Origin of the sequence: Sphingobium aquiterrae (genome assembly GCF_037154135.1) — a bacterium.
GTDB lineage: Bacteria > Pseudomonadota > Alphaproteobacteria > Sphingomonadales > Sphingomonadaceae > Sphingobium > Sphingobium aquiterrae.
The window spans coordinates 154874-178721 of sequence record NZ_JBANFL010000010.1 but is presented as its reverse complement, the minus strand read 5'-3'; the positions used below and the strand labels follow the sequence as shown (position 1 = coordinate 178721).

The following is a 23848-nucleotide window of genomic DNA, read 5'->3' as shown; positions in this document are numbered from 1 at the left end:
TACGTGGACGAAGAAAATTTGCCGCTGGCGGGTATCCGGGTGGTTGAGTTCTCCCATATGGTGATGGGGCCGTCGGTCGGCGTGATCCTCGCCGATCTCGGGGCGGATGTGGTGAAGGTGGAGCCGGTAGGCGGGGATCAGACGCGCAAGCTGCTGGGGTCGGGCGCGGGCTATTTCCCGATGTTCAACCGCAACAAGCGCAGCATCTGCCTCGACCTTAAATCGGATCGCGGCCTGGCGGTCGCACGCAAGCTGGCGGGCCGCGCCGACATCCTGATAGAGAATTTCCGGCCCGGTACGCTCGCCCGGCTGGGACTGGGATATGACGCACTTTTTGCCGACAATCCGCGCCTGATCTATTGCTCGGCCAAGGGTTTTCTCAACGGGCCCTATGAGCATAGGACCGCACTCGACGAAGTGACGCAGATGATGGGCGGCCTTGCCTATATGACCGGCCCGCCGGGGCGTCCGCTGCGCGCCGGATCGTCGGTGGTGGATATCACTGGCGGCATGTTCGGCGTGATCGGCATTCTCGCGGCGCTCGAACGGCGCCATCGCACAGGAAAGGGCGGCAAGGTCAAATGCGCGCTTTACGAAACGACGGCGTTTCTGGTCGGCCAGCATATGGCGCAAAAGGCCGTGACCGGGGATGCAGCGCAACCCATGCCGGTCCGCATCTCGGCATGGGCGATCTACGACGTCTTCGAAACCGCGCGTGAAGGGGAACAGTTGTTCGTGGGCGTGGTCAGCGATGGCCAGTGGAGGCAGTTCTGCAATGCTTTTGGCCTGAACGCGTTGGGGGACAATCCTGACTATGCCCATAATAACCAGCGGGTGCTTGCCCGCGATGCGATCTTGCCCATCGTCTCCGCGCTCTTCGTTTCAATGGTGCGCGAAGATCTTGTCGCGAAACTCGAATCTCTCGGGCTGCCCTTTGCGCCGATCGTGCGTCCGGATGAACTTTTCGACGATCCGCATCTGACGGCGTCGGGCGGACTGATCGACGTGACCATTCCGGGCGGCGAGAGAACGCGTCTTCCTGGGCTGCCAATCGAACTTGACGGACAACGCATGGGCCTGCGCCATGATATTCCGGCCGTTGATCAGGATGCCGAGGCGATCCTTCGCGAGATCTATCAATCGAATGAGGTCTGATTGGAAGTCGCGCCGCTCACAGGACTCGACGCGATCTGCTCTGATCGCACTTGGTTGCAGCGCCCCACCGGACTCTCCCACGAAGTGGGGTCGTGTATGGCGTCTCACTGCTCCAGACGGGCGCTTTCCCGGTCCGGATGGTCGCCGCTTTCGGCGATGCGCACGAGTTGAAGGAATTCCTGTCGCCAATATCCGTTCTGACTGCCGGCAAGGTGCGTGATGTCGGCAAAGCTGAAGTCGCCCAGTTTCGTGTCGCCGCGGAGCTTCTGACCGAAAGCGGCGACGGCCACGGCGAACGCCATGTCCCCGTCCGGTTTTGTCGCCTGGTCCAGTAGGGTTGCGGCGACCGGCCGTTCGATCAGTCGGCTCTTGTCGCTGTCGGGGAGCGTGTAGCGCAAGCGGACCGTTGCAATTTCGCTTGCGTCCCCCATCCGGGCGATTGCGGTACGGCTGGCGGCATATTTGCGCGGGGCCAGCCAACCGGGCGCGTCCGCAGGGACGATTTCGTAGATTGCCGTCACTTGATGACCGGCGCCGATCTCGCCCGCATCGACCTTGTCATCGGTGAAATCCTCTTCCCTGAGCACCCGGTTTTCGTAGCCGATCAGGCGATACTGGCTGACCAGCGCGGGGTTGAATTCCACCTGGACCTTTACATCCCTGGCTATGGTGAAGAGCGTGGAGGAGAGGTCTTCGTCCAGCACCTTTCGGGCTTCCATGGCGCTGTCGATATAGGCGTGGTTGCCATTGCCGAGGTCCGCGACCGCCTCCATCATCGCGTCATTATAATTGCCCTGGCCAAAGCCGAGCGTAGTCAGGGTGATGCCGTCCTCCCGGTTCTGCCTGACCATCTCTTCCAGGCTCTTCCGGTCTGACAGGCCGACATTGAAGTCGCCGTCGGTCGCCATGATGATGCGGTTGATGCCGCCGGGGATGCGGTGGGCGCGGGCGGTGTCATAGGCGAGCGCGAGCGCGGCGCCGCCTGCGGTCGATCCGGCGGCGTCGAGGCCGCTGAGCGCCGCCTTGATCTCGGCGGGATCGTGGCTGCCCTCGACCAGCGTTTCGACCCAGCCGGCATAGGTGATGATCGACACGCTGTCGTCGGGGCGCAGGCTGTCGGCCAGGGTCGAGAGTGCCTGTTTGACCAGTGGCAGCTTGTCAGCATCCTGCATCGATCCCGACACATCGACCATGAAGACCAGATTGGCGGGCGGCCGTTGCGACCGGGCGACATCATAGCCGCGCAGGCCGACGCGCAACAAGCGGGTGCCGGCGTTCCATGGCGTGGTCGAAACATCGGTGGTGACGCTGAAGGGGGCCGAGCGATCATCAGGCAGGGGATAGTCGTAGCGGAAATAGTTGATCATCTCCTCGGTCCGCACGGCGTCTGTCGGGACGGGCTGTCCGCCCAATAGCATGCGGCGGACATTGGCATAGGCGCCGGTGTCGACATCGACCGCAAAGGTGGATACCGGCTCGGTCGCGACCTGATGGATCGGGCTGACCGCATGGCCATCATAGCGTTCGCCATTCTCGGGAGGGATCGCGCCGTTCGCCGCCTCATAGGCAATGGAGCCGCCTGGCGCCTGGCTGCATCCCGCGAGGATCAGGCTGGCGATCAGGGACGGGGGCATCAATATGCGAGCGCGCATCTTCGTTTCTCCACTGGATCAGTAGAGAGAAATTAGGGGCGGCAAGCCGTGGCTGGCAAGCGATGAGTCGAGCCTGGCCCTTGAAGCGCCGGAGGGCGTGGAAGGCGCGCGCCCGGGTTTTTGGCAGGATTGCGCCAATTCCGGCGCAGCCTGCACAATTTCTGCACGGGATCTGCGCCAACTATTGATGGCCAGCACCCGATGGCCTGCTTGGCGCCGGCGCATTCTCTCCCCGACTTTCAGGGAGATATACAATGGGTTCCTCCGCTTTGCCGACAGGGGCAAGCTTCAGGTGGAAGATGGTGCCGGCCTTTCTTCTCGTCGGGGCCGGTGACTGGCTCTTCTATCAACGGCAATTTTACGGCGGCTATTTCGGCGTCTTTGCGCTGGGCTTGCTGGGCGCGCTTGTCGCCGGGCGGCCTGGCATGTGGCGCGACAGGCGGGCGTGGGTGGCCATGGCGGCGGCGGCCTTGTTCGCGCTGGCCCTTGTCCATGATGCGAGCCTGCTGGCCTGGGCCCTGTTCTGGGTGGCGGCGAGCATGGCCGCATTGATCCCGGCGACGGCGCGGTTCGACGATGGCTGGCGCTGGTTCCAGCGGCTCGTGTGGCAATGGGTGCGAGCGCCGGTCGGGCCGCTGGTCGACATGAAGCGATGGCTGAAGGTCCGTGCGGCCAGGCGATCTGGGCGATGGAACCTGCGCGCGGCGCTGCCGGTGCTGGCCCTGCCGCTTTTCGGCAGCATGGTGATCCTTGGCCTGTTTTCGGCGGCCAATCCGTTGTTCGAACGGCTGCTGTCGTCCTTCCTGCTGCCAGAACTGTCGCCGGCGCTGGTCGTGCGCGCGCTGATCTGGGGCGTGCTGTTCGTCATGGTGTGGAGCCTGCTGCGTCCGCGTCCGGCCTGCCGGTTGCTGCCGACCTTCGATGGGCGGGGTGACATCGACCTGCCGGGGGTGTCGGTGGCTTCGGTGCGTTTGTCGCTGATCCTCTTCAATCTGATCTTCGCGCTGCAGAACCTGCTGGATATCGCCTATCTCTGGGGCCTGGCGCCAATGCCTGAGGGCATGACCATGGCGGACTATGCCCATCGCGGCGCCTATCCGTTGATCGCGACGGCGTTGCTGGCGGCGCTGTTCGTGCTGGTGACGCTGCGGCCCGGGTCGGTGACGGCGCGGACGGCGGCGATCCGCAGGTTGGTGATGCTGTGGATCGCACAGAATATCTTCCTGGTGGCTTCCTCCATGCTGCGCACGCTGGATTATATCGAGGCCTATTCGCTCACGCGGCTGCGGATCGCGGCGCTGGCGTGGATGCTGCTGGTGGCATTCGGGCTGGCGGCGATCTGTTGGCGATTGCTGCGCGACCGGAGCGCGGCCTGGCTGATCAACGCCAATCTGGCGATGGCACTTCTGATGCTGGCCATTGCCAGCTTTGTCGATCTGGGCGCGGTCGCGGCGCATTGGAATGTGCGCCATGCGCGGGAGGCCGGAGGTACGGGCGTGCCGCTCGACCTCTGTTATCTGAGCGAATTGGGGGATTCTGCCCTGCTGCCATTGATCGCGCTGGAGCAGCGGGGCGATCTGCGGCCCGACTTCCGCGATCGCGTGCAAGCCGTGCGACTGCGGCTCCATGGCGCGTTGGCGGAAGAACAGCGCAAGGGCTGGACCCTGGTGGGGCAGAGTCGGCTGGAGCAGGCGCGGCTGCTGCTGGCGCAGCGAACGCCGGTGGCGCCAAGGCCAGGGGCGAGAAGGTGCAATGCTATGCTGATTCCGCCGCCGTCCCAGCCCGCGCCGCCGCCGCGCCCGGCCCAGCCGGTCGATCCCAAGGCCGTCGCTGCGTTGACAGGAGAGATCGGGAAATGATCATGTGCCCCATGCCCAGCACCATCCTGATCGTCGACGATGATCCCCACATCCGGCAACTGCTCGTTTTTGCTTTCGGCAAGGCGGGATTGGACACGATCGAGGCCGCCGATGGCGAGGATGCGCTGGCGCAGGTCGAACGTCGTTCACCCGACCTTGTCATCCTCGATATCAACATGCCGCGTATGGACGGGCTGGAGGTGTGCCGCCGGTTGCGGGCGCATAGCGACGTGCCGATCTTCTTCCTCTCCTCGCGCGATGACGAGATCGACCGGGTGCTCGGCATCGAGTTGGGCGGCGACGATTATGTGGTGAAGCCCTTTTCGCCGCGTGAGGTGGTGGCGCGGTCGATGGCGATCCTGCGCCGCACGGCTGCCAGGCCGCCGGTGGTGGAGAATGTGGGCGTGATTCGCCATGGCCTGCTCAGCCTCGACACCGAAAGCTGGTCCGCGCATTGGCAGCGGCGGGAGGTCGGCCTGACGGTGACGGAGTTCACCATCCTGCGCACCCTGCTTGCCATGCCGACGCGCATCTTTTCCCGCGATCAGATCATCGACCGGTTCCGCGGGCCGGGCTTTGCGCTGACCGACCGGACGGTCGACAGCCATGTCCGCAACCTGCGCCGCAAATTCGCGGATGTCGGCGGCGTCGACATCATAGAGACGCGAGCCGGCATCGGCTATCGGATGGGCGGGTGCAACGGGACGGCGCCGCCCGCATGATCCGGGCGCTGAAGGCGTGGATTGCCCGGCATTGGCCGGTGTTGCGGCTGCGCACCATCCTGTTCGGCACATTGTTGTTCGTGGCGGCGCTGCCGGGCTTTGGCGCCATCTTCCTCAGGGTCTATGAAAATGCCCTGGTGCGGCGGACCGAGGCGGAACTGGTGGCGCAGAGCGCGGCGCTGGCCGCCAGCGCGGCGGTGGTGTGGAAGGGGATGGCGGCCCGGCCCGATGTCCCGTCGGCTGTGGTCCGCTATCATGACCGGATGACCGAGGTGGACCTGCGCTCCTCGCCGATCCTGCCGTCGCGTCCCCCGGCTGTCGTGACGCGGCAGCGGCCCGACGGCGCGGCGCTGGCCCTTGCGCGGCAGATGATGCCGGCCTTTCAGGAAACCAAGCTGACCACGCTGTCCTCCATCCTGATGCTCGACCGGCGGGGCGTGGTGCTGAACGGGCGGGAAGGCGGACGCAGCCTTGCCGCGCTGCCGGAGATCCGGGCGGCGCTGGCTGGCAAGGCCGCGACCGTGCTGCGCCAGAATGAAGGTCATGTCGCCGGTTTCCCGCTTGCATGGCTGAGCCGGGGGGCGAACATCCGCCTGCACCATGCGCGGCCGATCAGCGTGGATGGCAAGGTCGTCGGCGTGCTGCTGGTGTCCCGCTCGCCGCGCGCGCTGTTCCTTGGCATCTATGAGGACCGGGGCAAGATCGCCTTGGGCGTGGTCGCGATCTTCCTGCTGCTGGTGCTGCTGTCGGCTGTCTTGTCCCGTGCCATCGTTCGGCCGATCGAGGGACTGAGCCGCGCGACACGGGAGCTGTCGTCGGGCCGCCGGGTCGCGCCGCGCCATCCCTCCCTGCAGGTGGTCGAAATCCGGGCGCTCTATCAGGATTTCGAGCAGATGGCCGACAGCATCGGAAAGCGGTCCCGCTATCTGCGTGATTTCGCCTCCTCGGTCAGCCATGAATTCAAGACGCCGCTGGCCGGCATCTCCGGCGCGATCGAGTTGTTGCAGGACCATGGCACGGATATGGCCCCCGTGGATCGGGCGCGGTTCCTGGCGAACATGGCGGCGGACGCAGAGCGGCTGTCGCGCCTGGTTCGCAGGCTCATGGAACTGGCGAGGGCCGACGTGCTGGTGCGCGAGAGCGATGCGCGAACGGAGGTTGGACCGGTGCTGGCCGCGGTCGCCGATGCGCTGAAGCGAGAGGATTTCGTCATCGGCCTGCGCGTGCCCGAAGAGATATCGCCATTGGCCATGGATGCCGGGGCGCTGGAGGCCGTGCTGACCACTCTGGCCGAAAATGCGCGGCAGGCAGGAGCGTCCAGGCTGGATATGACTGTCGTCGCGCAGAACGGCGTGGCGTGGATCGACCTGGTCGATGACGGGGCCGGCATTCCGCAAGGGGACAGGGATCGCATTTTCGACCCCTTTTTCACCAGCAAGCGAGAAGAGGGCGGGACGGGTCTGGGGTTGGCGATCGCCCGATCGCTGCTGGATGCCTATCGCGGTGAACTTCAGCTCATGCCATCGGCACGAGGCGCCCATTTCCGTCTCGCCTGCCCCACGTTCCAAACCGAAGCGAGCTGAGCCGGCCAGGAGAGAGCGGGCGACCGATCCAGCGCCTGTCAGCCCGGTCTTCCCATATCCAAAAAGCTGACCGGCAGGGCCGCGGACCGAGCGTGTGAGGCAAAGTCGGGGCGGCTCAGGTCATCAAGTCGCACATTGACAGCGGAGAAAAGTTGCACCAATGTGCAATAAGTAAAGAGAGAGGGTGCCATATGAAGGTCAAGGTTGGCGGCTTGGTCGTCGCGGGAATTGCAAGTGCAGCGCTCTGCGCCGGGCTTGTGCTTCACTCGGCGGCATCGGCCGAAGGCGCCGGCGCCACGCAGCCGCGTGCCGACTGGAACAGCTTCGGTGGCGACAGCAGCGAACAGCATTATAGTCCGCTCACGCAGATCACCGATGCCAATGTCGGCAAGCTTGGCCTTGCCTGGTCCTATGACATCGACACGTTCGATTCCTATACGCAGCCGCTCGCGGTCAATGGCGTGGTCTATTTCGCCGTGGGGTTGAGCGTCGTCCATGCGCTTGATGCACGCACCGGCAAGCTGCTGTGGCAATATGATCCTGACGTCGCCGGCCAGCCCGAAGCGGCAACGCGGATGCGCGCCGGCTGGGGCACGCGCGGTATCGCCTATAAGGATGGCACCGTCTTCACTGCCACGCGCGAGGGGCGACTGATCGCGATCGACGCGAAGACAGGCAAGCCGAGATGGTCGGTGCAGACGCTGGACGAAGCGGAGCATGGCTATATCACCGGCCCGCCATGGGTGGCCGGCGACAAGGTGGTCGTGGGCTTCGGTGGTGCGGACTACAGCCCCACGCGCGGCTATGTGACCGCCTATGACATCAAGACGGGCAAGAAGGCGTGGCGCTGGTATGTCGTGCCCGGTGATCCGGCCAAGGGCTTTGAGAACAAGGCCATGGAAATGGCCGCCAAGACCTGGACCGGGGCGTGGTGGAAATATGGGGGCGGGGGCACCGTCTGGCATGCCATGGCCTATGACGCGAAATATGATCGCATCTACCTTGGCACCGGCAATGGCTGGCCGTGGAACCAGAAGATCCGCAGCCCCGGCGGCGGCGACAATCTGTATCTGTCGTCGATCGTTGCGCTCGATGCGAAGACCGGGGACTATGTCTGGCATTATCAGGTGAACCCTGAGAACAGCTATGACTTCAATGACGCGATGGACATCGAGCTGGCGGAGATGGTGATCGGCGGCAAGCCGCGTTCCGTGCTGATCCACGCGCCCAAGAACGGCTTTTTCTATGCGATCGACCGGGAGAACGGAAAGCTCATCTCGGCAGGCGAATTCGCCAAGCAGAACTGGGCGAAGCGTATCGACCCCGAAACGGGGCGCCCGGAAATCAACCCGGACTCGCTCTATCCCGATGGAAAGGCGTTCATCATGTATCCCTTCCCCAACGGGGCGCACGGGGTGCAGGCCATGTCGTTCAGCCCCAGGACGGGCTACAGCTATATTCCCGTCATGGATGGCGGCCGTGTCGTCACCGATCCGCCGAATGTGAAGGACTGGCAATATAAGCCCGGCATGTTCGTCAACACCGGGCTCGGCGCACCGCCGGCCAATCTGGTGCCCCCGCCCGCCACCAGCCGCCTGGTCGCGTGGGATGTGGCGCAGAACAGGATCGCATGGGCGCTGCCGCAGCCGGGCGTGTTCAATGGCGGCACGATGGCGACTGGCGGGAACCTGGTGTTCCAGGGGCAGAATGATGGCACCTTCAATGCCTATGCAGCGGATTCCGGGCGCAAGCTCTGGTCCTTCCCGGCGCAGAACGGCATTCTTTCGGCCCCCATCAGCTATTCTGTCGGCGGCAGGCAATATGTGACGGTTATCACTGGATTCCGCAGCAGCTTCCCCAATTCGCCGAACTGGGATTATGCCCAGCAGCAACGTCGCGTCCTGACCTTCGCTATCGGTGGTGTGCGTCGCCTGCCCAAGGTGGATATGGTGGACTTGCCCGTCCAAGACGACCCGGCCTTTGCTGTCGATCCCGCCAAGGCGAAGATCGGTGCGGGCATCTACAATAGCTCCTGCATCATCTGCCATGGCGCCGGCATGATGTCGGGCGGCGCCGCGCCCGACTTGCGCAAATCGGCGGTGCCGCTCGATGCGGAATCCTTCGGTGCGGTTGTCCATGATGGTGCTCTGATGGCGAGGGGCATGCCGTCGTTCGGCATCCTCAAGCCGGAGGATCTGGAAGGCTTGCGCCATTATATCCGGCAGAGGGCCCGGGAAACGAAGACCGCCGCCAAATGACCCGCCGTCATCCCCGCCGCGTATTTCCGCCATTTGCGGTGGATTTGCGCGTGCGGTCGTGGACCGGCGGCGCGTGGAGGCAGGGGCGGTCGATGTTGACCTTGCCCGACTGGCCATGCATGAAATGATCCGGCTATGCACAAAGAGGACATCTCATTGCTGAAGGAGGTTGGCGAGCGACCGCAAACCTATTCCAGCCCCGCCATTCTGGAACGCCGCCGCCGCATTCTGGAAGAAACCAGGCAGGTGATCGCGGAACAGGGTATCGCCGCGCTCAGCATGAACGATATCGGCCGGCGCGCGGGTGTCGCGAAACGGACGCTCTACAATGCGTTCCAGACCCGCGAGCGCATGATTGCGACGGCGATCCAGGAATATTTCGACGAATATGTCAGTCGGATTTCCTTTGCCAATCCGCCCGGCACCATGATGCACAATCTGGAGCGGATGATTTCGGTCATCCAGCGCAACCGCAAGATCCCGAACTATATCCGCGCGATCATGGCGCTCTATTTCAGTTCGGAGGTCGATAGCGATATCTGGCAGGCGATGCATTCGCTCGCCACGCGCCACAACAAGGCATGGATCGATACGCTGGCCTCGACCAACCAGTTGCAACCCTGGGTGCGGGTGGACACGCTGGTCGACGATCTGGTGCGGTTCGAATATGCCACGATCAACGATTGGGCACAGCAGCGCATCGCCGATGATGCGATCATCATCCGCCTGATCTCCAGCTATCTCACCTTCCTGCTCGGCGCCATTCGTGGCGCGGCGCGCAAGGAGGTGGAAGCGCTGCTCAAGGACGTGGCGGAGCGTGGGATGGAAGCGTTGCCTGTGCACAAGAAAACGAAGATCGCTGCTGTCGGGTAAAATCTATACCATAATGCAATTTTTCTTGCGCCGACCTCCCTCTCTCGCCTAGTCATCCGAGCCAGTCAGATTGCGTGCCCGCCTGACGGGCACAGCGAAGATGGGAGAGAGCCAAGTGACCGAACCGACCGTCGCCCCGGAAGTGCTGGTCGAAGAGCGGAGTGACGGCGTCGTGCTGCTGACGCTCAACCGTCCGCGCGCCAAGAACACCGTGTCTTTTTCCATGTGGGAACAGTTTTCGGTGGCGCTCGATCGCCTTGAAAACGGAACGCCCGCCCGGATGCTGATCCTGTGCGGTGCGCAGGGGTATTTCAGCAATGGCGGGGACGTGAAGCTGCCACCCGCCAGAGGGGAGGGCGCGCTGGCGCTGGCCGCGCGACTGGAAATGGGGCAGCGGATCATCGCCCGGCTGCGCGCATTGCCCATCCCGACCGTCGCCGCGGTGGAAGGCGGTGCCTTTGGCGTGTCGTGGAGCCTTGCCATGGCGTGCGACATGATCTTCACGGCGGACGATGCCCGCTTTGGCGCGCCTTTCCTGGAATTCGGGCTGGTTCCCGATGGTGGGGCCGCATGGTTCCTCACCCGCCAGCTGGGCCGTGCGCGGGCAGCGGAAATCATCTTTTCCGGTCGCACGCTGGACGCCGCCGAAGCGCTTTCGCTCGGCCTGGTCAGCCGGATCGTGCCCGCGGGAACGGCCGTGGACGAAGCGCTTGCGCTGGGTGCGACGATCGGCGGGGGTAATCGCCATGCCGTGGAACTGACCAAGCGGCTGCTGCATCAGGCCGAGAATGGCGACCTGGCGGCAACGCACGCGCTGGAACTGGTCTATTGCCATAGTTGCCAGGCCGGGGAGGAAGTGCCCCGCGCACGGGAAATATTCAGGGCCAGGGCCGCCGCACGGGCTGCGGCCAAGGCGGCCGGTCAGTCTGAATAGGCGGAGCGCAGGAAAAGGGATCGACGCAATGCAGTTCGACATGCGCAGCCTGCCGATGGCGGCAAATTACAAGATCATCAATTCCACCATCACGCCCCGGCCGATCGCGTGGATCACGACGGTGTCGCAGAGCGGCGTTGTCAATGCCGCGCCCTACAGCTTTTTCAACGCGGTGGGCGCCGAGCCGCCGCTGATCGTGCTCGGTCTGCTCAAGGAACCCGTGACCCGCGCGCTCAAGCATACGGCATCCAACATCATCGCCTCCGGCGAGTTCGTCGTGAACCTCGTGTCGGAAGCGGATGCGCAGAAGATGAACGAGTGCAGCGTCGATGCGCCCGCCGATGTGAGCGAGGTCGACTATGCCGGGCTCGCAACGGCCCCCAGTGTCGTCGTCGCGCCGCCGCGCATCGCGACCAGCCCGGTCAGCTTCGAATGCCGCAAGGTCGCGGCGCTCGACATCGGCTCCATGCAGACCATCATCGTCGGCGAAATCCTGATGGCGCATATCGCTGACGAGTTCATCACCAATCCCGAGCGAATCTATATCGATACGCCTGCAATGAAGCTGATCGGCCGGACCCATGGCGGCGGCTGGTATGTCCGCAATAGCGACAGCTTCCAGATGGAACGACCGGCCTATGACCGTTCCCGCCTTGGCGGCAATGGCAAGCAAGACGGCGAGCAAGGCTGACTTGCGGCTAATTTGAACCCATAGTGCAAAATTACTTGCGCTTGCCGGCGTTCTGGTGTCTGTTTCGCAACAGCCCATCCCGACCCGTGGCGCGAAGGCGAAGCTGGTCGGTCATTCACTGAGAGCAGGCGGCACAGACCGTCGGACATGTCAAATAGGAGTGCGTGATGCCCGGTCCTCTCGACCACCTGATCGTCATTGAGGCGGCGCAGTCCATGCCGGCGGCGATCGCAGCGATGTTGCTGGCCGATCATGGCGCCGATGTGACGAAGGTCGAGCCGCGTGGCGGCGCTTTCTTCGCGCACGACCTGACCCGCAAAAGCTGGGATCGTGGCAAGCGCAGCGTCGAGCTGGATATCGGCCATGACGCCGACCGGGAGTCTCTGCGCGCCCTGTTGAAGGGGGCGGACATCTTCATCCATGCGATGGAGGAAAAGCACGCCGCCGCCCTTGGGCTGGACGAGGCGTCGCTGAAGCGGGACTTCCCCGCGCTCGTCGTCATGGCGCTTACCGCCTATGGCGCCGACACGCCTTTTGCGGATCGTCCTCATGGCGAAGCCCTTGCGGCGGCGCGCCTGGGCACGATGATCGACAAGGGCAGCCCCTTTCGCCCCGGCCCGGTCTATCTGGGCCATCCGGCGCTTCATTATGGCCAGGCGTTCCTTGGTGTCATCGGGGCGCTGGCGGCGCTACGGGCGCGGTATCATATCGGGGTCGGCCAGCGGATCGAGGCATCGCTGCTCGATGCCATGATCGCGCAGTCGCCGATGAACAACTGGTGGCAGGAAGAGGGCATCTCCTACATCAAGAAGGGGGATGCTGGCGCGCTCGACCGGTTCGGCCGCACGCGGCTCGTCACCGCCATGTTCGAATGTAGCGACGGACGTTTCCTCCAGTTCCACACCGGCGGCCCCGGCGGGTTCAAGGCGGCGATGGACGTGCTGGGCTTTGGCGATCGGGTGCAGGCGGTGAAAGGCGCGGAAATGGCCGTGCCGCTCTCCGACGATGAATATCGGATCGCCCGCGTCGAGATTTTCGACGCCTTCAAGCAGAAGCCCCGCGACGAATGGATCGCGCTGTTGCACGCGGCGGACGTGGCCGCGCTGCCGGTGCTGGAGCCGGCCGAAGTGCTGCTTGATGAGCAGGTGACGTTCGTTGGCCAGCGGATTGCGCTGCCGGACCCGGATTTCGGCACGATCTATCAGTCGGCCCCCGCGCTGCGTTATGGCAACACGCCCTGCGCCACGCCCCGGCCGGCTCCCGCCATCGGCGCGGACAATGGCGACCTTGCTGCGCTGGCGGCACGTACCCCTCGGGTCGCCTCATCCGCCACGTCCGCGATCAGGCATCCCCTTGAAGGGGTGAAGATCGTGGACTTCTCGTCCTTCTTTGCCGTCGGCTATGGTGGTCGCCTGCTCAACGATCTGGGCGCCGACGTCATCAAGGTGGAAACCCCCGACGGCGACCAGATGCGCCCGTTGCCCGATTGTTTCGACGCCGCCCAGCGCGGCAAACGCGACATCGTGCTCAATCTCAAGACGCCCGAGGGGCTGGCCGCCGCACACAGGCTGGTGGCCGAGGCGGATGTCGTGACGCACAATTTGCGTCCCGGCAAGGCGGACAAGCTCGGCATTGGTTATGAAACGCTGTTGGGGATCAATCCGAAGCTCATCTATGCCTATATGCCCGGCTATGGATCGAAGGGCCCCAAGTCGCTGCTGAAGAGCTTTGCGCCGCTGGTTTCAGGCTGGACCGGGCTGCTGTGCGAGGGCGGCGGCGAAGGCAATCCGCCGACGCGCTCGGTCTTCGGCAATGAGGATTATAATAATGGTTTCCTCGCCGCCGCCGGCATATTGATAGCGCTGGAGCATCGCAGCCTCAGCGGCAGGGGCGACTATATGGAATGCCCGCAGCTTCATTCCAGCCTCTGGACGACGTCGGAGCATTTCCTCGATGCCGACATGCAGGTCGTCTACGGCTTCCGACTGGACAAGGACCAGGCCGGCATCAACGCGCTGGATCGCATCTATCGCACCACGGATGGCTGGCTGTGCATCTCCTGCCGTCAGGATGATCGCTTCGCCGCGCTCGCCCGTGCCGTCGGGCAGCCCGACCTTCCCGCCGACCCTCGTTTCGCGACGCCCAGGGCACGGACGCGGAATGATGCCGCCTTGCAGGCTTTGCTCACGCCCTTCTTCGCCGCGCGCAGCAGCGCCGAAGCCTTCGAGGCGCTCGATGCGGCTGGCGCGGCGTGCGAGATCGTGCGCGAAACCAGCTGGGTGCAGGATGCCCTCTGGGAAGACTGGGCCTTCGCTTCGAACCGCGTTATCGAGGACAAGGATTCGATGTACGGCCATGTCCGCATGTTCGGCAGCTTCATGCATTTCAGCCGGACGCCAGGCGAAGCCAGCGGCTCCGCGCCGCGCCTTGGCCATCACACGCGGGAAATCCTGGCCGAGGTCGGTTATGCGCCCGAGGAGATCGACGCGTTGATCGCCGGCGGCAAGGCGATGGTCGCAAAAAGCACGACCGGACGGATCACATCCAAAGTATCGGCGGCCTGATCTCCAGGACCAGGCGGATAGATTTCAGAACATAAGCAGGAGCCTCAGGGTGCAACTCAATCTACGTTATGACATGAACCGCCCCGATTTCGGCGCGCCCCATCCTGTCCTCTACCGTACCGCGATCGAGCAGGCGATGTGGGCCGACACGCTGGGGTTCACGCAGGTGTTCCTTGCCGAACATCATGGAGCGGAAGGGGGCTATTGTCCGTCTTCCATGATCCAGGCAGCGTCGATCCTGGGCGCGACCGGCAATATCGTTGCGCACCTCTCCGCACTGGTCGTCACCATGCACGATCCGTTGCGCCTGGCGGAGGATCTGGCGGTGCTCGACAATATCGCGCCCGGCCGCATCTGGCTGACCGCGGGCATGGGCTATCGCCCGCATGAGTTCGAGATGTTCGACCGCGATATCACCAAGCGGCTCGCCATCATGAATGAGGCGATGGCGACGCTGAAGGGCGCATGGACCGGCGAGCCTTTCGAATTTCGCGGGCGCACGGTGCGCGTGACCCCGGCGCCGGCGACCCCCGGCGGCCCAAAGATCTACATGGGCGGTTCCACCGACAAGTCGGCCATTCGTGCGGCAAAGAACGGTTATCAATATTTCCCCGGCCATCCCGACCTTTTCACCCTCTACAAGGAAGAGCGCGAAAAGGCTGGTTTCCCGCCGCCGGAAGAACTGCGCAAGCCGGCCGCCAGCTTCCTCTACGTCACCGACGATCCCGATCGCGACTGGCCGCTGGTCGCGCCGCATATCGCCTATGCGACCAATGCCTATGCCGAATGGGCAAAGGAACGCGGCACCGGGCAGACCCGCTATCAGCCCGCCGAGACGATCGAGGGACTGAAGGCGATGCCCAATATCAAGGTGCTGACGCCCGATGAATGCTTCGATTATCTCAAGGGGCTGGGCCGGGGTACGGCAGTGACGTTCCATGCGCTGCTGGGCGGGCTTGATCCCGCACTGTCCTGGCGCAGCCTGCGCCTGTTCGAGAAGGACGTGCTGCCGCGCCTGCGCGCGGAACCCGGCCTGCTGGAAATGTGCGACTGAACCGACGGCGACAGATAGAGGGAGAGAGACCATGGAAGACCGGAACCGTCGCGGCACGCTGAGCGCGATCCTTGCCATACCGTTCGGGCTTGCGGCGGCTGGCTCTGCCGTCGCCGCGACACGGGAGAAGAGCATGGGCAAGGGCAGCATCGCCGACAGGCTCGATATGGTCGAATCCAGGCAGGCGATCACCGAACTGCTCTATGCCTATGCGCGCGCCAATGATCGGGCTGATGAAGCGCTGCTCAAGGGCTGTTTCTGGCCGGAATCGACGCATAAACATGGCAAGTTCGAGGGAAAATCGTCCGATTTCGTGGGTTTTGCGTTCAAGATCGTGTCTCAGCTCAAATATGCCTGCCACCATATTTCCAACGTCTCGGTGGAGGTGAAGGGGGATCGGGCCTTCTCCGAATGCTATTATTTCGCGCAGCATCGCCGTGACCGGAAGGACGGCGGCGGCGAGGAGGATGTGTTCTTCCAGGGGCGCTATCTCGACGATCTGGAGCGGCGCGCCGGCGTGTGGAAGATCATCCGCCGGCGTGGGCTTTCCGACTATACCTCGCCCGCTTTCCCTTCGGAAACACCCTATGCGGCATGGCCCGCCGGGCAGCATAGCGAGAAATATCCGAGCGACGATTATTATCATATGCAGGCGGACTTCCTGAAGGATTAAGCGGATGCGTGCCCTCATATGCGAACATCATGGACCGCCCGAAGAGCTGGTGATCCGCGATGTGACCACCCCTGAACCGGGACCGGGGCAGATCCGCCTGCGGGTGATGGCTGCGGGCGTCAATTTCCCGGACGGGCTCATCATCCGCAACCTCTACCAGACGAAGCCGCCGCTCCCCTTCAGTCCGGGCAGCGAGGCGGCGGGGATCGTGGACGCCGTGGGACCGGATGTCTCCACCTTCCGGGTCGGTGATCGTGTCGCGGCAATGACGACCTGGGGTGCCTTTGCCGAGCAGGTCGTCGTGGATGCCGCGCGCAGCTTTCCTGTGCCGGCGGACATGCCCTTTGATGTCGCTGCATGTTTCACCATGGTCTATGGCACGGCGTTTCATGCCTTTGCCCAGCGGGCGGCGCTGCGCGCGGGCGAATCGGTCCTTGTGCTGGGCGCGGCAGGCGGCGTTGGCCTGGCCGCCGTGGAAGTCGCGCGGGCCATGGGCGCGCATGTGATTGCCGCGGCGTCATCGCCGGAGAAGCTCGCCCTCGCGACGGCGCATGGGGCGCATGAGACGATCGACTACAGCCGCGAAGACCTGAAGACGCGTGTGAAGGCGCTGACCGGCGGCAAGGGCGTGGACATGGTGTTCGATCCTGTTGGTGGCGCGCTTGCCGATCCGGCGTTCCGGGCGATCGCGCGCAATGGCCGCTATCTTGTCGTCGGTTTCGCGGCCGGCGATATTCCCGCGCTTCCGCTCAATCTTCCGCTGGTGAAGAGCGCGGCGATCGTCGGCGTGTTCTGGGGCGCCTATCTCGTCGCCGAGCCGGAAGGCAATGCCGCCAATATCGCGCAACTCTACCGCTGGTATGCGGAAGGCAGGTTGAAACCCGAAATCAGCCGCCGCTTCGCCCTTGAAGAAGGCGCGGATGCGATCCGTTGGGTGATCGACCGCAAGGCGCTGGGCAAGATCGTGCTGACGATGGCGGATGCCGTCTGATGCCGGGGCGTCAGGCCGCTGGCCAGTGCGCCAGCGGCGCGCCGGCGACAGGGGTGCGGGCAGTCAGGATGCGGCCGCCGCGGCGTGACACCACGTAAAGATCGCGCCGATCCGCGCCGCCCCAGCACAGGTTGGTCGGCATGTCGATCAGGCTGCCCTCGGGATCATGCACGATGTCGATCACGCGCCGCTGCGGGGTAAGGGCGATAATCCGGTTCGAGAAGGGCAGGGTGATCCACAGATTGCCGGCCATGTCGAACGCGATGCCGTCGCAATAGCCCAGCGCTGCGCGGTCCGTGGCAGGCATTGCCAGAATTTCCCGGACGGTCTGGACGGGAATGGCGATGCCCAGCTGTGGCCCATGATCCTCCGGTTGATCGAGCGTGCCGTCGGCGCGGCGGCGCCATCGGCGGATGCGTGCTTCCGCGGTCAAGGATGCATAGACGAACCGCTCCTCGCGATCGAGGCAGAGGCCGTTCACGCCACGCAGGCCCCGCGCGACGATGGTGGCCGTTCCATCCGGCGCGACCTTGTAGATGAAGCCAGCTGCCGTCGTCGTACCGATGTTCGCCACCGGACCCCAACTGCTATGCGTGCAGTAGATCGTGCCATCCCGTGCGACGGCGGGTCCGTTGGACGCGACCAGTTGCCGGCCCTCCAGCGTCTCGACCAGCGTCTCGACAATGCCCGTTGCCACGTCGACCCGCTGCAACGATCCCGACACGCCCTTGAGCAGGCCCATATTGGCGATGATGGCCCGGCCCTGAGGATCGACCGCCACGCCATTGGGCGCCAGCGGTTGACCGATCTGCCGCACGCGTCCGTCGGTTTCGCGCACGGCAACCGCACCGCCGCCGTTGGAGAAGAAGAGGCGTCCGTCCGGGCAGGCGGCAATGCCTTCGGGATTGTCGAGGCCCCTGAGCAGCGGCGAGAAGGCGCCGGGCGGCAGGGCGAGGGAGGTCGGCGCACCGCTCTCCATGCCTCCGCCGATCGTCGTGCGTCCGCAACCGCCCAGTGCCAGCCCGGCACCCAGTATCGCGGCGCCCGCCGTAAAGCGCCGCCGGTCCACTTCGGTGCGCTCCAGCATGGTCTCGGCTATGCGCCGCGTCATGCCGGGATCGGCGCGAAGCCCGCGATCCTATGATCGCCTGCCTGCACGGGGCGGAAGCGCAGCCGCATGCCGCAGGCCGGTTCCACGCCATCGGCGTCCACCAATAGGCCCGCGACCCGCACGCCCGGCGCGGCATCCGGTTCGAACAGGATGACGGTGAAGGGGACTTCGTCCTTGTGGTCGCCGGGCAGGAGGCTGCGGATCACGGTGGTGAAGCTGTAGGCGCTGCCCTCCGGCGCGACGGCGCGCCATTCCAGCACGGCATCGGGACGACCGGGAATGACCTCTGGCGGATACCAGACCCATGCGCCGGTTTCCGCGTCCGTGGTGATACGCAGCTCACCGGCTTCGAGCCCGTCATAGAAGCCCTGGAACAACGGGTCTTCCAGCTTGATCGGATAGATCGGCACGCCCATGGCTCAAGCCCTCGCGAGGATGGTGGTGGAATGATTGTTGCCGCCAAGCCCGGCGATGGCGCACAGCTTCGCATCGGGTACTTGGCGCTCGCCTTCCTGCCCGCGCAACTGGCGCACGCCTTCGATCAGCAGGTTCATGCCCGGCACATAGCCGCCGGACATATGGCCGCCGCTGGTATTGACCGGCATTCGTCCGCCGGGCCTGGCATGGCCGGCCGCATAGAAGCGCGGCGCTTCGCCCGGTTCGCACAGGCCCAGCATCTCCGTCTGGACCATCGCGGAGATGGTGAAGCCGTCATAGACCTGCGCAAGGTCGATATCCTTGGGGTCGACACCGGCCATCGCATAGGCATGCGCCGCCGATTCCCAGCCGGGGAAATCGAATGTGCAGGGCTTCTGCGTGAACAGGACGCCTTGCGGATAATTGTTGAAGCCAAGGCCCACGCCCTGCACCGCGACAACCGGATGCGGCATGTCGCGCGCAGCATTGATCGCGCTCACCACATAGGCCCCGCCGCCATCGGTTGTCAGGCAGCAATCGGCGGCCCTGAGCGGCGTGGAGATCATCGGGCTCCGGCGATATCCTTCCAGGTCCATGGGTTCGCGTCGTTGCGCGCTGGGGGTCATGGTTGCCCATGCGCGGTAGGTGATGGGGATCGACGCCTGCTCCTCCTCGGTCATCCCGAACTCATAGGCATAGCGATTGGCCATGGTCGCGAAATAGGTGGGCTGGCCGAAGAAGCCGGCCGGCATTTCCAGCCCGGCCTTCTGCGGTTCGCGCGCATGGAAGCCATAGACGCCGCCGGGCTTGGTCGACTGGATGGCATAGGGCACCAGCACATGCCGGGCGAGGCCCGCCTCGATCGCCAGCTGCGCCAGCACCAGCGCCTGGCCGGATGTCGCCGTGCCGCCGGCGCTGTCCGTGGTGGCGCAGAAACGCTTCTCGCCGGCGCCGATGGCATAGGCGATCTCGTCCGACCCATGGCCTGCATATTTGTTGCTGACATAGCCGTCGATATCGGCCGGGGTCAGGCCGGCGTCGGCAATGGCGGCCAGGCTCGCTCGCGTCATCATCTGCATGACGCTTTGCTCTCCCTTGCGGAGGAAGGCGGTTTCTCCGACGCCGGTGACGGCGATCATGCTTCCCTGCATCATGCGTTCCTGAACTCCTTGCCCTGCGCCGCCAGCCGCGCGATGAGCGGCGAGGGCGTGAAATCGTCGCCATGTGCGGCCTTCAGCGCCTCCAGCTTTTCCAGCACCGCCGGAAGGCCCTGCAGATCCGCCCAGAACATCGGTCCACCGCGATATTTCGGCCAGCCATAGCCGGTGATCCAGATGATATCGATGTCGGACGCCCGCGCCGCGATGCCTTCGTCCAGGATGCGTGCGCCCTCGTTGACCATGGCGAAGAGGATGCGGTCGTGGATTTCGCTATCGCCAACCTCGCGCCGGGCAATGCCCTGCTTCGCGGCGAATGCCTCGATCACCTGCATGGCGACAGGCGAGGGGGTCTGCTTGCGGTTCTCGTCATAATCATAATAGCCGCCGCGCGTCTTCTGGCCGTGGCGCCCCATTTCGTTGAGGATTTCGCGGACATTGGCGGAGCTGGTCGTCGCGCGGTTCCACCCGACGTCGAGGCCGACAAGATCGCGCATCTGGAAGTGACCCATGGCAAAGCCGAAGTCGTAGAGCACCTTGTCCACGGCCCAGGGCGTTGCGCCTTCCAGCACCAGTTTGTCGGCTTGCGCGTTGCGGGCGGCGAGGATGCGGTTGCCGACAAAGCCGAAGCCGTTGCCCACCAGCACGCCGATCTTGTCGATCGTCCTGGCCAGTTTCATGGCGGTGGCGATAACCGATGGCGCGGTGTCCTTTGTGCGCACCACCTCCAGCAGTTTCATGACATTGGCGGGCGAGAAGAAATGCAGGCCCAGCACATGATCGGGCCGGGTGGTCGCCGCTGCGATCTCGTCCACGTCCAGATAGCTGGTATTGGTGGCCAGTATCGCGCCGGGCCTGGCAATGGCGTCGAGCCTTGCGAAAATGTCCTTCTTGACGTCGATCTGCTCGAACACGGCCTCGATCACCAAGTCGCAACCGGCAAGCGATGCGATGTCCAGCGCGCCCGTAAGCAGGCCCATGCGGGTGTCGACATCCTCGGGCCTCATCCTGCCCTTGCTCGCGGTCGTCTCGTAATTCTTGCGGATGGTGTCAAGGCCGCGATCCAGCGCGTCCTGGCTCGTTTCCACGATGGTGACGGGAATGCCGGCATTGGCGAAGTTCATCGCGATGCCGCCGCCCATGGTGCCCGCGCCGATCACGCCCACCCTGGCAATGGGCAGGATCGCCGTGTCGGCCGGCAGGCCATCGACCTTTGCGGCCTGTCGTTCAGCGAAGAAGACATGGCGCTGCGCCGCGGACTGGCTGTCCTTCATCAGCGCGTCGAACAGGGAACGCTCATAGGCCAGCGCGTCGTCGAAGGGCTGTTCCACCAGCGTCGCCTCGACGCAGCGGATATTATATTCCGGCGCCAGGAAGCCCCGGAACTTCCGGGCATTGGCCTTGCGGAAATCGGCGAAGATCTCCGGCCTGCCGCGCGCTTCGTCCAGCTTGTCCGTCTTGTCGCGCACCTTGGTGAGGGGGCGGCCTTCATCCAGCACGCGATTGGCAAGGGCAATGGCATCGGCGCGCAGATCGCCTTCGGTGGCGAGTTCATCCAGCAGGCCCATGTCATATGCGGCCGTGGCCGAAACCGGATCGCCGCTCGTCACCATTTCCAACGCCTTGGGGATGCCGACGATGCGCGGCAGCCTTTGCGTGCCGCCCGCGCCCGGCAGCAGGCCCAGTTTCACTTCGGGCAGGCCGCATTTGGCCGAAGGCACGGCGATGCGGTAGTGCGCCACCAGCGACAGTTCCAGCCCGCCGCCCAGCGCCGTGCCATGAATGGCGGCAATGACCGGCTTGGGCGCATTCTCCACGATCTTCTGCAGGTCGCGCAGCGAAGGTTCCACCTGCGGCTTGCCGAATTCGGTGATGTCCGCGCCGGCGAAGAAGGTGCGGCCCTCGCAGATCAGCACGGCTGCGCCCACCGCGTCGTCCTTCATCGCCAGGTCGATGCCCTGCGCGATCCCCTGTCGCACGGCGTTCGACAGCGCGTTGACCGGTGGCGAGTTGACCGTGATGACCGCGACCCTGCCTTCCATCGCATAGCTGGTGACGTCATTGACCTTCATTGAGACCTCTGTGGGTTGAGGCGCCCGGCTTGCCGGCCTGCTGTGTGGCAAGCACCTCGCGGGCGCGTTGACGGAAATAATGCTGGAGATCGGCGATATCCCCGCCGTTCAGTTCTTCGAAGCGGGGCATGCCGCGCTGCATGAGGATGCCGTCGTGCAGCACGGCGGCGAAGCTGGCGGTGTCGAACGGGACGCCCGACTGGAGCAGATCGGGCGCGGTGCCCCCGGAAACCGCATTGGCGCCATGGCAGATGGAACAACGCTGCCCGAAGACCACGCCGCCAGCCGCGGCCTTCGCCGGATCGACCGCAAAGGCCGGGTCGTCGATCACCGGCGTTTCAGCGTTGCTGGCGGGCGGCAGCTTTGCCTTGCCGTCCAATGTGAAGGTCAGCACCCGCCATTGCTGCGTGCGATAATTCCATTCGCGCGGCAGCCCTGTCGCGCTGGCGAAGCGCGCGCCGGCAATGACCGTTACATATTGCCTGCCGCGTGCGCGATAGGTGATCGGCTGCGCCATCACCGCGGTCTGCGCGTCGAATGACCAGAGCGGCTTGCCGCTTTTGGCGGCATAGGCGACGAACCTGCCGCCGGCATTGCCCTGGAACAGCAGGTTGCCTGCCGTGGTCGCGGTGCCGCCGCCGCCCCGGATGCCGGGCATGGGGATGCGCCAGGCTTCCTTCTGGGTGACGGGGTTCCAGGCGAGCAGGAAGCTGGTCGCCGCACGATCCGGCACGACGCCCGGCGGTGGTGCGCCGGTGCCCACGCTCAGCCGCTGGCCATCAAGGTGACGCCAGCCCTTGAGGGGTTCCGCCGGGTCCACATAGACGCGGCCCTGGTCCATCGTCGGGATGTAGACGAGGCCGCTCGCCGGGTTGAACGACATCGCCTCGATATTGTGCGCGCCAAAGGGCGAGGGGTAGACGATGGCGGGCCGACCGCCGGGATAGCGCGCTTGCGGATTTTCCACCGGGCGGCCGGTGGCGACATCGATCCGCTGGGCCCAGTTCACCGGCACGATGTTCCGCGCGGAGATCAGCTTTCCCGTTTCGCGATCGATGACATAGAAAAAGCCGTTCTTGGGCGCGTGCATGATGACCGAACGTGTCCTGCCGTCGATCTTCAGCTCCGCCAGTTCGATGTCCATCGCGGAATTGAAATCCCACGTCTCGCCGGGATTGGTCTGGTAGTGCCAGACATATTCGCCCGTGTCCGCGTCCAGCGCGACGATGGAGCACAGGAACAGATTGTCGCCGCCGCCGGGGCTGCGGATCTTCTGGTTCCATGGGGAGCCGTTGCCCACGCCGATGTAGATGCGGTTATATTTGGGGTCATAGGCCATGGCGTTCCAGGCCGTGCCGCCGCCGCCATATTTCCACCACGCCCCGGTCCAGGTTCTGGCGGCCATCGCCATCGCCTTGTTCTCGAAGCCAAGGTCCGGGTTGCCGGGAACCGTGTAGAAGCGCCAGAGCTGCTTGCCGGTCTTCTGGTCATAGGCGGTCACATAGCCACGGATCGGCGCGAAATCGGCGCCGCCATGGCCGATCAGCACCTTGCCGTTGAAGACCCATGGCGTGCCGGAGACATAGCGCTCGTCGTCCTTGCCGACGGTCATCACGCTCCAGGCCTTGTGCCCGGTGCGCGCATTGATCGCGGTGAGGCGTCCGTCGATGGTGCCGACGAAGACGAAGCCATTGTCATAGGCAAGGCCGCGTATGCCCCAGGCCGCGCGCATCTTGTGCCCGGCCGACTGCCATGCCTGCGCATCATAGGTCCATAATTCATGCCCGGTCGCGGCATCCACCGCCCGCACCATGCTGTAGCCCGATGCATAATAGAGCACGCCGCCGACGGCGATCGGCGCCGAAAGGGCGCTGCCGCCGTCGTTGATGTCCTTGAACCATGCCAGGCCCAGGCGGCGCACGTTGCCGTCATCGATATCGGCCAGCGGGCTGTAGTGATTCTCGCCGATCCCGCCATAGCCGGGCCAGTCGGTGCCGTCTTTGGCCGGCACGCCCGATGACGCGCAGCCCGCGAGCAGGGCGAGGGCGGGGAGAAGGGCGGTGGTGGCGCGGCGCATTGCGA

Annotated in this window: 18 protein-coding genes; 12 read left to right on the top strand and 6 right to left on the bottom strand. The window is 64.7% G+C overall.

Translation table 11 applies throughout. The features are described 5' to 3' along the window. Window positions 1-3 precede the first annotated feature (3 nt). Window positions 4-1155: a CaiB/BaiF CoA transferase family protein gene (locus tag WFP78_RS12745; RefSeq protein WP_336962738.1), complete on the top strand. Its 1152-nt coding sequence runs from the start codon at window positions 4-6 to the stop codon at window positions 1153-1155. Between the two features lie 104 nt (window positions 1156-1259). Here the strand turns inward: WFP78_RS12745 and WFP78_RS12740 are convergent, their stop codons facing one another. Then, window positions 1260-2807 (bottom strand): vWA domain-containing protein, encoded by a 1548-nt coding sequence (locus WFP78_RS12740; protein ID WP_336962736.1) that lies wholly within the window; start codon window positions 2805-2807, stop codon window positions 1260-1262. 254 nt (window positions 2808-3061) lie between these two features. Here WFP78_RS12740 and WFP78_RS12735 point away from each other — a divergent pair, with 254 nt between their 5' ends. The 11 genes from WFP78_RS12735 (at window position 3062) to WFP78_RS12685 (ending at window position 17009) form a co-directional block, all read left to right on the top strand. Continuing rightward, a complete protein-coding gene (locus tag WFP78_RS12735) occupies window positions 3062-4666 on the top strand; it encodes a DUF4153 domain-containing protein (protein ID WP_336962733.1) in 1605 nt (534 codons plus the stop codon). Window positions 4667-4677: 11 nt separating this feature from the next. After that, window positions 4678-5388 (top strand): response regulator transcription factor, encoded by a 711-nt coding sequence (locus WFP78_RS12730; RefSeq protein ID WP_336962730.1) that lies wholly within the window; start codon window positions 4678-4680, stop codon window positions 5386-5388. Beyond that, on the top strand, window positions 5385-6971 hold the full coding sequence (locus WFP78_RS12725) for a sensor histidine kinase (RefSeq protein WP_336962727.1): 1587 nt from the start codon (window positions 5385-5387) through the stop codon (window positions 6969-6971). The genes WFP78_RS12730 and WFP78_RS12725 overlap by 4 nt, the downstream gene beginning before the upstream one ends. 191 nt (window positions 6972-7162) lie before the next feature. After that, on the top strand, window positions 7163-9229 hold the full coding sequence (locus WFP78_RS12720) for a PQQ-dependent dehydrogenase, methanol/ethanol family (protein WP_336962724.1): 2067 nt from the start codon (window positions 7163-7165) through the stop codon (window positions 9227-9229). 135 nt (window positions 9230-9364) lie between these two features. After that, window positions 9365-10102: a TetR/AcrR family transcriptional regulator gene (locus WFP78_RS12715; protein ID WP_336962722.1), complete on the top strand. Its 738-nt coding sequence runs from the start codon at window positions 9365-9367 to the stop codon at window positions 10100-10102. A gap of 115 nt (window positions 10103-10217) precedes the next feature. Further along, window positions 10218-11036, top strand: coding sequence for an enoyl-CoA hydratase/isomerase family protein (locus WFP78_RS12710; RefSeq protein ID WP_336962719.1), 819 nt, complete (start codon window positions 10218-10220; stop codon window positions 11034-11036). Window positions 11037-11064: 28 nt separating this feature from the next. Continuing rightward, entirely contained in the window at window positions 11065-11727 is a 663-nt protein-coding gene (locus WFP78_RS12705) for a flavin reductase family protein (protein WP_336962717.1), read from the top strand. A 167-nt stretch (window positions 11728-11894) separates the two neighbouring features. Then, complete coding sequence (locus tag WFP78_RS12700; RefSeq protein ID WP_336962715.1) at window positions 11895-14291, top strand: CaiB/BaiF CoA-transferase family protein; 2397 nt, start codon at window positions 11895-11897, stop codon at window positions 14289-14291. Between the two features lie 49 nt (window positions 14292-14340). Then, entirely contained in the window at window positions 14341-15345 is a 1005-nt protein-coding gene (locus WFP78_RS12695; RefSeq protein ID WP_336962713.1) for an LLM class flavin-dependent oxidoreductase, read from the top strand. A gap of 31 nt (window positions 15346-15376) precedes the next feature. Next, window positions 15377-16018: a nuclear transport factor 2 family protein gene (locus WFP78_RS12690; protein ID WP_336962710.1), complete on the top strand. Its 642-nt coding sequence runs from the start codon at window positions 15377-15379 to the stop codon at window positions 16016-16018. Between the two features lie 4 nt (window positions 16019-16022). Then, entirely contained in the window at window positions 16023-17009 is a 987-nt protein-coding gene (locus WFP78_RS12685) for an NADPH:quinone oxidoreductase family protein (protein WP_336962707.1), read from the top strand. A gap of 10 nt (window positions 17010-17019) precedes the next feature. Here the strand turns inward: WFP78_RS12685 and WFP78_RS12680 are convergent, their stop codons facing one another. From WFP78_RS12680 to WFP78_RS12660, 5 genes are read right to left on the bottom strand one after another with little or no spacing between them, the layout of a single operon-like run. Beyond that, window positions 17020-18120, bottom strand: coding sequence for an SMP-30/gluconolactonase/LRE family protein (locus WFP78_RS12680; protein ID WP_336962704.1), 1101 nt, complete (start codon window positions 18118-18120; stop codon window positions 17020-17022). After that, on the bottom strand, window positions 18117-18536 hold the full coding sequence (locus tag WFP78_RS12675) for a Zn-ribbon domain-containing OB-fold protein (protein WP_336962701.1): 420 nt from the start codon (window positions 18534-18536) through the stop codon (window positions 18117-18119). Before WFP78_RS12675 ends, WFP78_RS12680 begins: the two co-directional genes overlap by 4 nt. A 3-nt stretch (window positions 18537-18539) precedes the next feature. Further along, window positions 18540-19691: a thiolase family protein gene (locus WFP78_RS12670; protein WP_336962698.1), complete on the bottom strand. Its 1152-nt coding sequence runs from the start codon at window positions 19689-19691 to the stop codon at window positions 18540-18542. After that, window positions 19688-21766, bottom strand: a complete 2079-nt coding sequence (locus tag WFP78_RS12665; RefSeq protein WP_336962695.1) for a 3-hydroxyacyl-CoA dehydrogenase NAD-binding domain-containing protein — start codon at window positions 21764-21766, stop codon at window positions 19688-19690. The genes WFP78_RS12670 and WFP78_RS12665 overlap by 4 nt, the downstream gene beginning before the upstream one ends. Beyond that, entirely contained in the window at window positions 21753-23843 is a 2091-nt protein-coding gene (locus WFP78_RS12660; RefSeq protein ID WP_336962692.1) for a PQQ-dependent dehydrogenase, methanol/ethanol family, read from the bottom strand. Before WFP78_RS12660 ends, WFP78_RS12665 begins: the two co-directional genes overlap by 14 nt. Window positions 23844-23848 lie beyond the last annotated feature (5 nt).

Coding starts and splice junctions, on each gene's coding strand:
- WFP78_RS12720 (WP_336962724.1), top strand. CDS start 7,163: ATGAAGGTCAAGGTTGGCGGCTTGGTCGTCGCGGGAATTGCAAGTGCA.
- WFP78_RS12705 (WP_336962717.1), top strand. CDS start 11,065: ATGCAGTTCGACATGCGCAGCCTGCCGATGGCGGCAAATTACAAGATC.
- WFP78_RS12715 (WP_336962722.1), top strand. CDS start 9,365: ATGCACAAAGAGGACATCTCATTGCTGAAGGAGGTTGGCGAGCGACCG.
- WFP78_RS12670 (WP_336962698.1), bottom strand. CDS start 19,691: ATGATGCAGGGAAGCATGATCGCCGTCACCGGCGTCGGAGAAACCGCC.
- WFP78_RS12665 (WP_336962695.1), bottom strand. CDS start 21,766: ATGAAGGTCAATGACGTCACCAGCTATGCGATGGAAGGCAGGGTCGCG.
- WFP78_RS12690 (WP_336962710.1), top strand. CDS start 15,377: ATGGAAGACCGGAACCGTCGCGGCACGCTGAGCGCGATCCTTGCCATA.
- WFP78_RS12675 (WP_336962701.1), bottom strand. CDS start 18,536: ATGGGCGTGCCGATCTATCCGATCAAGCTGGAAGACCCGTTGTTCCAG.
- WFP78_RS12740 (WP_336962736.1), bottom strand. CDS start 2,807: ATGCGCGCTCGCATATTGATGCCCCCGTCCCTGATCGCCAGCCTGATC.
- WFP78_RS12730 (WP_336962730.1), top strand. CDS start 4,678: ATGCCCAGCACCATCCTGATCGTCGACGATGATCCCCACATCCGGCAA.
- WFP78_RS12725 (WP_336962727.1), top strand. CDS start 5,385: ATGATCCGGGCGCTGAAGGCGTGGATTGCCCGGCATTGGCCGGTGTTG.
- WFP78_RS12685 (WP_336962707.1), top strand. CDS start 16,023: ATGCGTGCCCTCATATGCGAACATCATGGACCGCCCGAAGAGCTGGTG.
- WFP78_RS12660 (WP_336962692.1), bottom strand. CDS start 23,843: ATGCGCCGCGCCACCACCGCCCTTCTCCCCGCCCTCGCCCTGCTCGCG.
- WFP78_RS12735 (WP_336962733.1), top strand. CDS start 3,062: ATGGGTTCCTCCGCTTTGCCGACAGGGGCAAGCTTCAGGTGGAAGATG.
- WFP78_RS12680 (WP_336962704.1), bottom strand. CDS start 18,120: ATGACGCGGCGCATAGCCGAGACCATGCTGGAGCGCACCGAAGTGGAC.
- WFP78_RS12700 (WP_336962715.1), top strand. CDS start 11,895: ATGCCCGGTCCTCTCGACCACCTGATCGTCATTGAGGCGGCGCAGTCC.